The organism is Paenibacillus sp. JT22N7 (assembly GCF_059383875.1).
Window position 1 is genome coordinate 276001 of the sequence record NZ_JBXENY010000010.1, and the last position, 14764, is coordinate 290764.

13 protein-coding genes are annotated in these 14764 nt (G+C 48.2%); 2 read left to right on the top strand and 11 right to left on the bottom strand.

The genetic code is table 11. From position 1 onward, the window contains the following. Positions 1-24: 24 nt before the first annotated feature. The 9 genes from AC50Y5_RS25480 to AC50Y5_RS25520 form a co-directional block, all read right to left on the bottom strand. Complete coding sequence (locus tag AC50Y5_RS25480; protein WP_056039475.1) at positions 25-1119, bottom strand: sulfate ABC transporter substrate-binding protein; 1095 nt, start codon at positions 1117-1119, stop codon at positions 25-27. A 401-nt stretch (positions 1120-1520) separates the two neighbouring features. Next, the gene (locus AC50Y5_RS25485; protein WP_056039472.1) at positions 1521-2450 is read right to left on the bottom strand and encodes an ABC transporter ATP-binding protein; all 930 of its coding nucleotides are present in this window, start codon (positions 2448-2450) and stop codon (positions 1521-1523) included. Beyond that, a complete protein-coding gene (locus AC50Y5_RS25490; RefSeq protein WP_056039469.1) occupies positions 2451-3518 on the bottom strand; it encodes an ABC transporter ATP-binding protein in 1068 nt (355 codons plus the stop codon). 16 nt (positions 3519-3534) lie between these two features. Next, positions 3535-4452 carry an ABC transporter permease gene (locus AC50Y5_RS25495; protein ID WP_056039466.1) on the bottom strand — a complete coding sequence of 306 codons (918 nt, stop codon included), beginning with the start codon at positions 4450-4452 and terminating at the stop codon, positions 3535-3537. A gap of 2 nt (positions 4453-4454) precedes the next feature. Continuing rightward, positions 4455-5390: an ABC transporter permease gene (locus AC50Y5_RS25500; RefSeq protein WP_046228634.1), complete on the bottom strand. Its 936-nt coding sequence runs from the start codon at positions 5388-5390 to the stop codon at positions 4455-4457. Between the two features lie 178 nt (positions 5391-5568). Further along, complete coding sequence (locus AC50Y5_RS25505; RefSeq protein ID WP_056039463.1) at positions 5569-7239, bottom strand: peptide ABC transporter substrate-binding protein; 1671 nt, start codon at positions 7237-7239, stop codon at positions 5569-5571. Positions 7240-7869: 630 nt separating this feature from the next. Continuing rightward, positions 7870-8826 carry a primosomal protein DnaI gene (gene dnaI, locus AC50Y5_RS25510; protein ID WP_056039460.1) on the bottom strand — a complete coding sequence of 319 codons (957 nt, stop codon included), beginning with the start codon at positions 8824-8826 and terminating at the stop codon, positions 7870-7872. A 19-nt stretch (positions 8827-8845) separates the two neighbouring features. Next, positions 8846-10354 carry a replication initiation and membrane attachment family protein gene (locus AC50Y5_RS25515; RefSeq protein WP_056039456.1) on the bottom strand — a complete coding sequence of 503 codons (1509 nt, stop codon included), beginning with the start codon at positions 10352-10354 and terminating at the stop codon, positions 8846-8848. Positions 10355-10699: 345 nt separating this feature from the next. Beyond that, positions 10700-10987 carry a YuiB family protein gene (locus tag AC50Y5_RS25520; protein WP_056039452.1) on the bottom strand — a complete coding sequence of 96 codons (288 nt, stop codon included), beginning with the start codon at positions 10985-10987 and terminating at the stop codon, positions 10700-10702. 162 nt (positions 10988-11149) lie between these two features. Here AC50Y5_RS25520 and hemQ point away from each other — a divergent pair, with 162 nt between their 5' ends. Next, entirely contained in the window at positions 11150-11896 is a 747-nt protein-coding gene (gene hemQ, locus AC50Y5_RS25525; protein WP_494864122.1) for a hydrogen peroxide-dependent heme synthase, read from the top strand. A 98-nt stretch (positions 11897-11994) separates the two neighbouring features. On the opposite strand, the gene AC50Y5_RS25530 is transcribed toward hemQ, so the two are convergent. Both AC50Y5_RS25530 and AC50Y5_RS25535 read right to left on the bottom strand, forming a co-directional pair. Then, on the bottom strand, positions 11995-12261 hold the full coding sequence (locus tag AC50Y5_RS25530) for a hypothetical protein (RefSeq protein ID WP_056039445.1): 267 nt from the start codon (positions 12259-12261) through the stop codon (positions 11995-11997). Next, on the bottom strand, positions 12261-13454 hold the full coding sequence (locus tag AC50Y5_RS25535) for an NAD(P)/FAD-dependent oxidoreductase (protein ID WP_056039442.1): 1194 nt from the start codon (positions 13452-13454) through the stop codon (positions 12261-12263). Before AC50Y5_RS25535 ends, AC50Y5_RS25530 begins: the two co-directional genes overlap by 1 nt. 279 nt (positions 13455-13733) lie before the next feature. Between AC50Y5_RS25535 and AC50Y5_RS25540 the strand changes: the two genes are divergently transcribed. Beyond that, positions 13734-14750, top strand: a complete 1017-nt coding sequence (locus AC50Y5_RS25540) for an NAD(P)/FAD-dependent oxidoreductase (protein ID WP_494864123.1) — start codon at positions 13734-13736, stop codon at positions 14748-14750. The last annotated feature ends 14 nt before the right edge of the window (positions 14751-14764 follow it).

The following is a 14764-nucleotide window of genomic DNA, read 5'->3' on the forward strand; positions in this document are numbered from 1 at the left end:
ACATTTTGCTGTGCCTAGCGATCATTACGAGCCTGGCGTGTAAATCTTTTCGAATATGCCGCCCGCATTAAAATGCTTCTCCTGCGCCACTTTCCAGCCGCCAAAATCTCCGTCGATCGTCAGCAGATCCAGCTTTTTGAACGTATCTGCATATTTTGCAGCAATCGTCTCATTAATAGGACGGTAGTAGTTTTTAGCTGCAATCTCTTGGCCTTCATCCGAGTACAAATACTCCAGATATGCTTTGGCTACTTCTGTCGTTTTATTGGCCTCGGCATTTTTATCAACGACCGCTACAGGCGGCTCCGCCAAAATGCTGACCGAAGGATAGACGATTTCGAATTGATCAGGTCCAAGCTCCTTGATGGACAGGAACGCTTCATTTTCCCAAGCCAGCAGCACATCGCCAATTCCTTTTTCTACAAAGGTCGTTGTTGCTCCGCGCGCACCTGTATCGAGCACTGGCACATGCTTGAACAGCTGTGTGATGAACTCCTGCGCTTTCGCCTCGTCATTGTTGTTCTGCTTGAGCGCATAGCCCCATGCTGCAAGATAGTTCCAACGCGCTCCGCCCGACGTTTGCGGGTTTGGCGTAATGACCTCTACACCGTCTTTAATCAGATCATTCCAGTCTTTAATGCCCTTCGGGTTGCCCTTGCGTACAAGGAACACGATTGTTGACGTATACGGCGAGCTGTTATGCTCGAATTTGGATTGCCAGTCTGCACTCAGCAGGCCCGGCTCCACCAAGGAATCAATATCGTAGCCAAGCGCCAGCGTGACGACATCTGCTTTCAGACCGTCAATGACTGCGCGGGCTTGCTTGCCTGATCCGCCATGGGACTGGCTAATCGTTACGTCCTGGCCGGTTTTATTTTTCCAATACGTTGAAAAAGCTTTATTATACTCCTCGTACAGCTCACGAGTGGGGTCATACGATACATTTAGCAGCTTGACTGGTTCTGCTGGCTTCTCTCCTGCGGCGCCCGCTTCTGTTGATGCAGCTGGCGACTCTCCTGCTCCTGCTCCAGTTCCCTGGTTGCCTCCGTTTGCTCCGCAAGCGGACAAGATGAGCACCAATACGAGCAATAATGAAACCGACCATTTCCCCTTTAACATAAATCCTCACACCCCTGATTTTTTTCTTTTTGCTCCTGCAGTCCTGGATAAATGAGTAACGTTTTGCCGCCGGTGGTCCGGTAGATAAAATATTATTCCTACCCGCTTAGTTGGTTATGGAAGGATTCTACCAGCGTGATTTTGTTTAGTCAATAGCGTTTTCGAAATTAGGTTTATGAATTGATGTTAATACCATTTTGGTAAAAAGCTCGCTTTTTGTGTGCTGTTTCTGCCGCCTTCCAACCTGAAGATAACGATAGGAATCGAGAGCTCTCCACGCAAAAAAAGGACTGCCCTCAAACCAGTGCAGCCGTAAGGCTTTACTGATTTGGAACAGTCCTTTCTACTAGAGCTGCAAGCTGTATTCATGCAAGCTTTAAGCCCAGTGGCTTAAACCCATTTTAATGAGAAGCTTGCAGCTGCTCCATCTCGCGTTTCGAGCAATACACAAAATGTCCAGGCTTCACTTCACGAATTTCCGGAAGGTCCTCCGGTGTATACTGATGCACATTCGGATCATAAGGTGTCCGTTTGCGCACGCGCTCCGTCTCCGGATCGGGAATTGGAATGGCCGACAGCAGCGACTTCGTATAAGGATGCATTGGATTGTTGTACAGCTCATCCGCAGTAGCAAGCTCAACGAGCTTGCCAAAGTACATCACGCCAATACGGTCGCTAATATATTTAACCATAGACAAATCATGGGCAATAAACAAATAAGTCAGGTTTTTCTCCCGCTGCAGCTTCTTCATCAGATTGATAATTTGCGCTTGAATCGATACGTCCAGCGCGGAGATCGCCTCATCGGCAATAATAAAGTCAGGATCGACCGCAAGCGCGCGGGCAATACCGATCCGCTGGCGCTGTCCGCCGGACGCTTCATGCGGGTAGCGGCTCGCATAGTCCTTGTGCAAGCCTACTGTCTCCAGCAGCTCATGCACTCTCGCCATGCGTTCCTTATTATTTTTCGCAAGCCCATGAAGATCAATGCCCTCGGCAATAATATCGCCAACAGTCATCCTCGGGTTGAGCGAGGCATATGGATCTTGGAAAATCATTTGCATTTTGCGGTTCAGACGCTTCAGTTCGCTTCTAGACTTGTGTCCGTGAACATTCTCACCGCTGAACAGCACTTGGCCGTCCGTCGCGTCATACAGCCGTAGAATCGTTCTGCCGGTCGTTGATTTGCCGCAGCCTGACTCCCCAACGAGACCAAGCGTCTCGCCTTCATAAATATCGAAGCTGACGTCGTCGACAGCTTTCACCATATTCGGGCGGCCTTCATTGAAATATTGCTTTAGGTTTTTGATTTCTAGCAGCTTCTTCGCCATTTAAGCCTCTCCTTCCGCAAGCACCGGCTTATCGAAAGACGCTGCCAATTTACGAACTCTCCGTTTAACCTGCTCCGGCAGCTCCACCTTCGGCGCATCCGGGTGCAGCAGCCATGTTTTGGCATAATGCGTTTCGGATACTTGGAACATCGGCGGCTCTTCCTCGAAATCAATCGCCAGCGCGTAGCGGTTGCGCGGGGCAAACGCATCGCCCTTAGGCGGATTCGTCAAATCAGGAGGCGTGCCCGGTATGTCCAGCAGCTCGGCTTTATCTGTCATATCAAGGCTCGGCATGGACGCAAGAAGTCCCCATGTATAAGGATGGCGCGGATCGTAGAAAATTTCATCCACAGTTCCAACCTCGACAATTTGCCCCGCATACATAACGGCTACACGGTCAGCTACATTTGCAACAACGCCCAAATCATGCGTGATGAAAATGACGGACATGCCGATTTTTTGCTGCAAATCTTTGATCAGCTCCAAAATTTGCGACTGGATCGTTACGTCAAGCGCCGTCGTCGGCTCATCGGCAATGAGCAATCTTGGATTGGCCGCAAGCGCAATCGCAATCATCGCCCGCTGGCGCATACCGCCGGAAAACTCATGGGCATATTGGTTAATCCGCGTCTCCGGCATCGGAATACCGACGAGACGAAGCAGTTCAATCGTACGTTCTTTTGCAGCGGAGCCGGAAAGCTTTTGGTGCTTCTTCAGCACCTCCATAATTTGCGGTCCGATTTTCATTGTTGGATTGAGCGAGGTCATCGGATCTTGGAAAATCATACTAATATCCTTGCCCCGTACCTTCTCCATTTGCTTATCGGTCTTTTTCACCAAATCGTCGCCATCAAACAAAATTTCGCCATTGGTAATTTTGCCTGGCGGCATCGGAATGAGCTTCATAATCGTTTGTGAAGCGACACTTTTGCCAGAACCCGATTCCCCTACGATGGCAAGCGTCTCGCCCTTGTACAGGTCAAAGCTAATGCCTCTTACCGCCTGTACCTCGCCGCCGTGCGTACCGAAGGAAACGCACAAATCTTTTACTTCGAGCAGCTTTTCCATTTATGCTTCCCTCCTATTATTTGCGCATTTTCGGATCGAGAGCGTCACGCAATCCGTCGCCAATTACGTTAAATGAGAAAATCGTTACACAGATCATAATGGCCGGGAAGAACAAACGCCATGGATAATATTTAAGCGCAGGCAATCCATCGGATGCCATTGTACCCCAGCTCGCAATCGGCGGAGTCAGGCCTAGACCCAAATAGCTCAGGAACGACTCTGTAAAAATCGCCGATGGAATTGTCAGCGTCATCGTAATCAGAATAGGGCCCATCGCATTCGGAATCAAATGTTTTCTCATAATCCAAGGCATCGTTGCGCCCAGTGTACGAGCGGCTAACACATACTCGCGGTTTTTCAGCGACAACACTTGTCCCCGAACGATACGCGACATATTAATCCAGCCCGTTATAGTCATCGCTACAATCATCGTTCCCAAGCTTTGCCCGAATACGACCATCAAAATAATCGCCAGCAGCAAATAGGGAATACCGTAGAGAACGTCGGCAAAACGCATCATGCCTTCGTCTACACGTCCGCCCTTGTAAGCGGCAATTCCGCCCCAAAGGACGCCAATAAACAAGTCGATAAGTGCGGCCGCAAGTCCGATAAACAGGGAAATTCGTGCACCCTCCCAGACACGGGCAAACATGTCGCGTCCCAGATCATCCGTGCCGAACCAGTGTTCAGCAGACGGTGCTTGATTTTTGTTGCCTAGATCGTTGGAACGGTAATCAAATTCGGTCATTAATGGGCCAAACGCAGCCATAAAGACCAAAATAACGAGCAGCACAACCCCGACCATGGCTAGTTTGTTTTGTGCGAAGCGCCGAACGACATCCTGCCAGAAAGTAAGGCTTGCCTTCGCCACATTATCTGTTCCTTGCTGCTGCAAGCCTACCAGCTTAAAGCGGTCTTTAGATATTGGTTCCATCGTCAAGCCCCTTTCTTCCCGCGCCCAAGTTTAATACGGGGATCAATTAATCCATATAAAATGTCAACCAAGAGTACGCTAAAGAGAAGGATAATACTATAGAACACCGTAACACCCATAATAACCGTGTAGTCACGGTTACCGATACTTACAACGAAGTGGGAGCCAAGGCCCGGTATGCCGAAAATACGCTCAATAACAAAGCTTCCTGTAATGACACCAGCCGACAGCGGCCCCATATAAGAAACGACAGGCAGCAGCGCATTGCGAAGCGTATGTTTAATTGTAATCATAAACTCGCTTAGACCCTTGGCCTTCGCAGTCTTAATATAATCATTGCTAAGTACTTCAAGCATGCTGGAGCGCGTCAGACGAGCGATAAATGCCGTGGGCGTGGAAGCGAGTGCAATCGCCGGCAAAACCGTATGCATGAACGTTCCCCATCTTGCGACAGGAAAAATGCCAAATTTAATGGCAAGCACATATTGCAGCACCGTTGCCATAATGAAGGAAGGCACCGAAATCCCCGCCACCGCAATAATCATCGCGGTATAATCCTGCCAGCGATTATGCTTGAGCGCAGCAATAACACCTAGAATGACACCAACGGCAAGCGCCAGGAAGATCGCTTCCAAGCCAAGCACGAGTGAAACAGGAAAACCGGTATTGATCAAATCATTAACGGTCTGGCTTTTATACTTGAATGAAGGACCAAAATCCCATTGCAGCACTTTCAGCAAATAATCGCCATATTGCGCATACCACGGTTGATCCAGACCATAGTGAGCCAGCAGATTAGCTTTAATCTCCGGCGGCAGCTGCTTCTCCGACGTAAACGGGTTACCCGGAGCAAGACGCATCAAGAAAAAGGTAGCTGTAATAATCAGCCACAACGACAAAAGGATATACAGCAAACGTCTGCCAATATATTTCACCATAATAGTCTGGCACCTCCTATTAGTTTCGAGCTTTATTTACATATAAGGGGAGTATAGCCCCGCATTTTCATAACAAAGGAACACCCCGAACCACTTGAAAATGTGATCCGGGATGTTCCGCCCACCATACCGCTGCATCCGGTTATGGTCGACTATTCTTTTTTACATCCTACCTGTATTAAGCTTCAATATAGGCCCATTTGTAAGTTACGTCGCCTAGACCGCTGATTACAACGTTTTTCAATTTTTCATTTTGAACCCAGTTCATCGTATAGAAATAAATTGGCGCTACAGGCATATCTTCCATGAAGATTGCTTCTGCTTGTTTCAACATTTCCGTACGTTTCGCAGCATCTGACTCAGATGCGGAATCAATCAGCAATTTTTTGTATTCTGCATTTTCCCAGCCTGTATCGTTGTTGCCGCCATCAGCATCGCGGTACAGCTCAAGGAAGTTAATTGGATCATTGAAATCTCCAAGCCAGCCCAGACGGCCTACTTGGTAGTCGCCAGCATGCAATTTCTCGATATATACAGCCCACTCAGCGTTATCAAGCGTTACTTCTACGCCAAGGTTTTTGGACCACATGTCTTGAATGGCTTGAGCGATTTTTTGGTGCGCTTCATTCGTGTTATAAGAAATAGAGATTGGAGGAAGCTCAGATGCGTCTTTCAGGCCCATTTCCTTCAAGCCTTCAGCCAAATATTCTTTTGCTTTCGCCATATCGTTATCGGCAAAATAACCTTTTTCGTTTTCAGCAAACATCGTCGGAGGCACCATTGCCATCGCTGGCAATTGCTCGCCTTGTGTAATGTTGTCGATCAGTTCTTGGCGGTTCATCGCATAAGCGAATGCTTTACGGATGTTTTTGTTGTCGAAAGGAGCCACTTTCGTGTTGAACTTGTAGTTGTACACACCAGCAATTGGTTGTGTATGCAAAGAGCCTTGGTCTTTCAAAGCTTGCATGGCATCAACTGGCAATTGGCCGTTAGGCTGTCCAGCCCAGTCCAGCTCGCCATTGTCAAACATCGAAAGCTCAGTATTGAAATCATTGATCATCGAGAAGTTGATTTTAGTCAATTTCACGTTGTCTTTATCCCAATACGTGTCGCTTTTCTCAATAATAAGGTTGTCGCTGTGTTTCCATTCGGTCATGTGGAAAGGACCGTTCGTTGTGTATTGGTCGCCTGCATCGTTAGCCCAATCTTTGTTGGCTGCAGCAATTTTGCTGTTTACTGGCAGGTATGTGTAGAATGCTGTCAATTCAAGGAAGAAAGAAGTCGGGTTAGCAAGCGTAACTTCAAGCGTAGTGTCGTTGACCGCTTTAATGCCTACATCTTCAACTTTTCCTTTGCCGAGGTTAGCAGCCTCTGCTCCTTTAATATAATAAAGCTGATAAGCGTAATCTGCTGCGTTAGCTGGGTCTAGAACCCATTTCCATGCATATTCAAAGTCTCCGGCAATTACTGGATCGCCATTGGACCATTTAGCGCCGTCGCGAATAGTGAATGTGTATACCGTTTGGTCAGGAGAAACTTCAACTTTCGATGCTACTGCATTTTCAGGGTGTCCGTCTTGTCCAATACGTGTCAAACCTTCGAACGTTTGGCGCAAAATCGTACCGGATGTGGAGTCGCTTGCTTTACCAGGGTTAAGTGTCGGGGGCTCAGATGCAATGTTCACGCTGATCTCTTGATTATCAGCCAATTTCACTTCGGTTGCGGTAGCCTCTGGGCTAGCCTCTCCCGGATTATTGGTGCCTGTGTTAGTGCCTGCATTGCCACAAGCGCTGATGATCAAAGTCATGACAAGCAACGTGCTGAGTAAAAACGAATACTTCTTTTTCATGCGTTTATTTCCTCCCAATTAATATTTCAATATGAATCTCTATTATTCTTCCTTTGTTCCTTATACAGTGAACATACGTTCATGTTTGCGTAGAACCGAAATAAAAAAATATTATCCACTGAATGTAAGGATGAATATATATTTGGCATAAGGAATAATTATGAATAGTTTGAGATTCTCTATTTGATGCTAGAGATTATAGCATAAAATCAGACTTAATCAACTACCCATTTCGGTAAAACTGAGCAATATCACATACTACGGCTGTTTTGCGTAAGGTATTATGTCCGAAAATACGGCATTTGATTAAAAACGACACAAAAAATTAATTTAAAAATTTTTTAATGAAAACGCAAACATTTTTAATTTAAGTTACGTATAAATTAACAATTACTACCAATAATGCGTTTACATTTTTAGAGCGAAAATTCGCTTCATACACTTTTATTCATTTGCCATGAACCGTTGTATCCCAATCTTTTGGGTATTGCCCCCGCGATTGCACCATCATTGATTATTCGTTATAAAAGTAAAACATTTATAAATGTTTACAGATGCAAAAAAACCTGTCGAATCGTTCTCGACAGGTTTAATAGAGTAACCTAAAGGCTAAAATTTTAAACAAATTTTTTATTTTAATCCTCGCTTATTGTCGCCTGTGACCATAATCACATCGACATAGGGCCGAATCCGGTCCATCAATCGCTGCCCTTTATACACTTCATCGCCATCCTTGCTTGTGAAGCTAAAATGCCGCTCAAGCCCATCAAGCTCATAATTGGACGTATACAGCGTCGGCTTGCGGTTCATCCGATAATTCAATATGGAGCCAAGCACATGATCCCTTGCCCAAGGATTCAAGTTTTCGGCGCCGATATCATCGAAGATAAGCAGGTCGGTTTCCTTCATCATCTCTACCGTCTCCCGCAGCTTCGCCGGCTCGTGCATCATCGACTTCAAATCCTCGACAAAATCAGGCATGTAGACGATAACGCCGGAATAATCGGCTTTCGCCAGCTCATGCAGCAGGTAGCACATAAGAAACGTCTTCCCTGTGCCAAACTTCCCGGCTAAATACAGGCCGTTTGGCTGAAGGCCCTGCTCCTTCGTCCGGTCAATATATTCAATGACGCGGTAAGCTGCTTCAGCCCGGGTAGGGTCCTTGTCCAAAATTTCGAGCGCCGAATAGCCGCTCTTGAGCGCCCGGTCATCTACATAGAAGCTGCGAATCCGTTTCCTGATCCGCTCCTCGCTCCTGCGGGCAATCATTTTCTTGCAGGCCACTTTGCGGTCATGCAGCTGTACGCGCTCCTGCACGATATCGCATGAAAGCAGCGTATAATGGCCCTCAAAATCATTCGGGCATTGGTCAAGCCCCGGACAGTTCGTACAGTTCCGATATTCCGTTACATATTGATAGACCCGGTTCAAATTAAGACGAACCGCCTGCTCATCCAGCTCGGGATGCTTCTCCCGCAGCCGATGCACAAGCGGATCGGCAAGCAGCTCTTCCAGCTTGCGGTCCGCCTGATCCGTTAATGACTTGCCCGCAGGCCATGCTTTCAGAAGCTCACCCAGCGATTCCATTCTTAATCACCCCGCAATCTTATTTTCCATCCAGCTTCCTTGCCAGCTGTCGCATTTCTTCAAGCTTCTCGGGCGATACTTGGCTAGCCGATTCCGTATCCTGCACAATCGGGATGCTTGGCTTACGGGAAGCACCGCCTCTTGCGCCAGCACGGGACCCTCCGCGCCCCGTTGCGCCCACAGAACGCGCATTTTCTTGACGCTGTTCCTTGCCCTCTTCAACCTTCCCTTGCTCGCGCACGTAGCCAACAGCCTTCTCAAACGTATCTATCTGCTTGACGAGCATATTGGATACGACCGCTTCAACGAAGGTTTTCGTCATCCGATGGGCGTCGTTCATGCCTATAACATAATGAATGAGTACATTAATAACAGGAGCAGGCAGCCGGTAATTGAGATCGATGCGCTCGAAGGAGCGTTCAATCCAATCCGGTACAGCCCCAGGGAAAAAGCGCTGCATAAAGCGGGTATGCGGCTCATTGCGCATCAGCATATTGTACTGATGAATGTCGCATCTGCCATCGAGCAAGTTAGGCACGCTTAAATAATATTCTTCCTGAACGCCAAACTCTTCAATATTGTCTTCAGTTACTTCCGCCTGAGACTGCTGCACGCGGGCAATCGTACGCTGGCGATCCCCTTCGCGCTTCTTATCCTGGCGGTACATTTGATTGGCCCGCATTTGCAGCTCGTCAATGAGCAGCAGCCCGTCAGGCGCAAATACGCCATCCTCATCCAGCAGACGGCAAAGATCGCTCGCATTTAAGCTGTATTTGTAAGCGACGTAATTCAGCTGCCCAAGCTGCTCGCCATCACCGCGCAGCCGCTCTACATAGCTGCGGTTAGCGGAATTGCGCGGAAACCGCAAAATAATTTCCCCATAAGGAATGCCTGCCGTCTCCTGTTTAAGCCTAGGTGCTGCTTGCCGAGATGGCGCCACCTCGCTTAATGCCTGCTCCAGCTCCGGGTCTACGGATTGGGGATTAAGCTGAAACAGCTCATAGAACGGTACGGAAATGTTCTCCTTGCTCAGCTGTACGCTGGCCAGCTCGTCCGGCTCCTGCGCGCCAAATGATTCCCTTAACGCAATTAGCGCGTATTTCCCAACCTTGTCACGAAGCAGCATAACCAAATGCTGGGTTTGAAAAAACTCGCCCGGCGTGAGCGGCTTAGCCAGCTCATATTCATAAATCAGGTCGCTTTGCTCCGGCAGTGCCAGCCGCGACGTTTGCAGCAGGCCAACTGCCTCGAGGCGCGACGCCTGCTCGACAAGATGCTTGCGGCCGCGCTCATTCATCTCAAGCCCTAGCCCGAGAAACAGCTTGCGCTGCGGCTCCAGCGAGGAATAGCCGGAAGCCCCATCCGATATGCCATGGTACAGCTGCTGGTACAACGCAACCGCGAAGGCGCCAATCATCGGCTGATAGATGAGCGATAATATTTTATAATCCAAACTGCTTAATGAAAAATCACGAAAAATATAATAGCGGTGATGCTCCGTATACTGCAATAAGTTACCGATGCGCATGGCATCTACTCCATCCTGTCCATACTTTCTATCAGTTTAACACAAGGTGAAACGGCTGTCGCTGTCCTTTGGCAGCGCAGTGCGTTTCAGTCCGAGAAATAGAGAGAAAGGATCGCATTAAGATATCCTTTCCTATATTTCAAGGTGAAACGGCTGTCGCCATCCTTTGGCAGCGCAGTGCGTTTCAGTCCGAGAAATATAGAGAAAGGATCGCATTAAGATATCCTTTCCTATATTTCAAGGTGAAACGGCTGTCGCCATCCTTTGGCAGCGCGGCGCGTTTCATTCCGAGAAATAGAGAGAAGAATAGAAAAAATCCCCCAAGTGAGGGATTTGCTTATATGCTTAAAACATCTTGTAGCCGCCCTTGCGCAGCGCTTGAATCGTCCAGCCGCTTAAATACGCGCCTATTAATGCGCCAAATACAGGCACTAAATCAATGAAAGTAAAACTCGTAAAGTTTTCAGAAGCGGAGAGCGTCTTATCCCAAGTGCTCCACACATAGAACGGCACAAGAACAATAATAAACATATAAATGGGAAACCATGTTGTTTTCAATAGCATATTCAGAATAAATCCGATGCCGAACATCATGACCAAAAACAGCACCGTCGCAATAATCAGTTGAAGCATGTACGATTCCCCTCTCAGACTCTCGATAACATTTTAATGAAACCGCTTAAGGAAGTCAATTCCGATCTGCCAATTGTCACAAGTCCGACATTTGCCCTACCGCCCTAAACTACGATACAATGTTCACAGCAAAATATGCCAAAGATAGGGGTTATCGCTGATATGAGTGAAGTAGCAATTACACTAGAAGGCTGGTACTGCCTCCATGATTTCCGCAGCGTCAATTGGGCTGCATGGAGACTGAGCACCACCGAAGAGCAAAACCGCATGCTCGACGAGCTGAATACGTTTCTGAAGCAATGGTCAGATGTAGAGGAAAGCAAGCAAGGCAGCACAGCTGTCTACTCCATCGTTGGACAGAAAGCTGATTTTGTATTCATGCACCTGCGCGAAACGCTGGAGGAGCTGAATGAAATCGAGACGGCTTTCAATAAAACAGCGTTCGCTTCCTTTACAACACCGACCTATTCTTATGTAAGCGTTGTGGAGCTCAGCAACTATGTGAACCAGCCAGGCGTTGATCCGATGGAAAATCCGGAAATTCTCGCCCGCCTCAAGCCGATTTTGCCAAAAGCGCGCCACATCTGCTTCTACCCGATGAACAAGCGCCGCGATGGCAGCGACAATTGGTATATGCTCGGCATGGACGAGCGCCGCACGATGATGCGCAGCCATGGCATGATTGGCCGCAAATATGCGGGCAAAGTGAAGCAAATTATTAGCGGCTCCGTCGGCTTCGACAATTGGGAGTGGGGCGTTACACTGTTCGCAGAGGACGCACTGCAGTTCAAGAAGCTGATCTATGAAATGCGCTTTGATGAAGTCAGCGCGCGTTACGGCGACTTTGGCGACTTCTACGTCGGCAATTTGCTCGATTCGGCGAAATTCACCGCTCTGCTGAAAGTGTAGACCTTTTTTCTTTCTTCTGAAAATAATGCATAACCGCCCCGGCACGCTGACGAATGCTCGTCACTGTGCCGGGGCGGTTGTTTGTTTATTCGCTTCGCCTAATCTTCTTCCTCGTCATCCTCTTCATCAAGGCCTAGGCGCTTCGCTTCCAAATACTCCTGCGTCGCACGATCGCGCTCGCGGCCCTTATCCTTCAACCGTTCAATGGCCGGCTGGATGAGCAGGTCGACTTCCTTTTGTACCGGATAAGCCAGATCATACCGATTTTGCGACTCTAGAAACGAGCCTACTTCCATTAGAGCATTATAGCGATCCAGCTCATCCCGCGTCAGCAACCCCCGAACCTGCACGCTGCAGTGACGCATTAGAAAAACTTCCCTTTGCGCAGAACGAGCGGAATGCCGCCGATAATGAACAGATAGCGCAGGTCGATCATTTTCTTCAGCCATGCCGCTACCCGGCCTTTATATTTTTTGCCAAAAGCAAGGCCGATCGCTTCGCCTTTGCCAAGGGACGCTACTGTACCTTTATTGCTGAACGCGAATGCTTTAAGCGGCTGGTTGCGAATCGAAGCAACCAAATTATGTGCGCACACGACGCCCTGCTGCATCGCAATTTGCGCAGTTGGCGGATATGGACGGCCTTCCGGATTAAACATGAGCGAGTTGTCACCCAAAATGTAAATATTCTCATGGCCTGGCGCGCGCAGCTGGTCGTCGATTTTCACGCGTCCGCGCATCGTTTCAAAGCCTGCATCCTCAATCAAGCGATTGCCGCGGATGCCGCCCGTCCAAATAACCGTTGCCGACTTGATCTCTTCCCCTTCGCCAACAACGACGCCTTCTGCCGTGCACTCTTTAATAGCTGTGCCAATTCGGAACGTGACGTTTTTCTTCGTCAGCACATTCATTGCATATTCGACAAGCTCTGGATCAAAGCCTGGCAGCGCCGTCGGAGCCGCTTCAATATTGTAGATTTTCACAAGCGCCGGGTCCACATCGAACTGCTTGCACAGCTCAGGAATGCGGTCGGACAGCTCGCCGACGAACTCAATGCCGGTAAAGCCTGCTCCGCCTACAATAAACGTCAAATAATCGGTGCGATGCGGCTCGCGCTTGAAGCGGGCAAATTGATATTCAATATGCTCGCGGATAAGGCGGACCGAGTTAATGCTGCGAATGTTCATCGCATGCTCGCCAAGACCAGGAATGCCGAACGTTTCAGGCTCTCCGCCCAGCCCCACAACCAAATAATCGTAAGACAGCGTACCGTCTTCCAAAATGACCTTTTTGTCCTGCGGGCGAATTTGTACAACAGTCGATTTCACAAAATCAATTTTAAATTCATCAATCAGCTTCGAGATGCTGACACGGGCATTTTCAGGATTATCGGTTCCTGCCGCCGGCATATGCAAATGTGTAGTAATGTAATGATAGTCATGCTTGTTTACCAATGTAACATCTGCTTCGTTGTAGTTAAGCTCCTTCTGCAAACGCAACGCCGTCAGCACTCCGCCGTATCCCGCACCCAGAATAACAATCTTAGGTATGTTGCTCATCGTATGATCCCTTCCATTCCTATGCGTTTAATTATATTGTGAAAAATTACACAAACCTCTTTCTACATTTATGATCTACGAGGATTAAATGTGCAACTTAGTCTCCCTTTAATTCGCCAATTTCCAGCTGTACCAACCTTAACATACAACAGACATACTACAGAGTTTTAAACAAAAGTTCAATGGCATTTTATACGAAAAAGTTTAGAAGGGCATACAAATTAGTTATTTCCTTCTTTGTCTCCGTAAGTTTATAATAATAAGGATAGATACAAATATATGGAGGTGCCTACGTTGTCTCAAACTGAACTACCTGAAAACATTGTCGATATCGCAATTATTGGCGGCGGTCCCGCTGGCCTGTTCGCTGCTTTTTACGGCGGCATGCGCCAAGCATCCGTTAAGCTTATTGAAAGCATGCCCCAACTTGGAGGACAACTGGCTGCTCTTTATCCAGAGAAATATATTTATGACGTTGCAGGCTTTCCGAAAGTTACGGCGCAAGAGCTTGTTGACCGCCTTGTGGAGCAGCTCAACCATTTCAAGCCTGAGATTTGCCTAGAGCAAAAAGTTACACAGGTCGTCAAAAAAGATGAGCGCCTGTTTGAAATTACGACTGATACAGAAACCCATTATGCGAAGGCCGTTATTATTACAGCTGGCGTAGGCGCGTTTGAGCCGCGTCGTCTGGAGCTTCCAGAGGCTGCCGCTTACGAGAAGAAAAATCTGCATTATTTTGTCGGCGATCTGCAGCGCTTTAAAGACCAGAACGTCCTGATCAGCGGTGGCGGCGACTCCGCTGTTGACTGGTCGCTTATGCTGGAGCCGATTGCAAAGAGCGTGACGCTCATTCATCGCAGAGACAAGTTCCGCGCGCATGAGCACAGTGTGGAGAACCTGATGAATTCCAAGGTCAATGTGCTGACTCCGATGGAAATTACCGCGCTGCATGGCGAGGACCAAATCGAGAAAGTAACGCTTGCCCATGTGAAAACGAAAGAAACGACAGAGCTTGATGTCGACGCCGTTATTGTCAACTTCGGCTTTGTATCCTCCCTCGGCCCAATTGCCGAATGGGGCATTGAGATTCAGGGCGGCTCCATCGTTGTGGATACCCGCATGGAAACGAATATTCCTGGATTGTTCGCCGCAGGCGATATTACGACTTACCCAGGCAAGCTCAAGCTGATTGCTGTCGGGTTTGGAGAAGCTCCAACAGCGATTAATAATGCTAAAGTATATGTAGATCCGGAAGCGAAGCTTTCCCCGGGCCACAGCAGCAATATGAAGCTGTAAGCCGGAGACGCTCG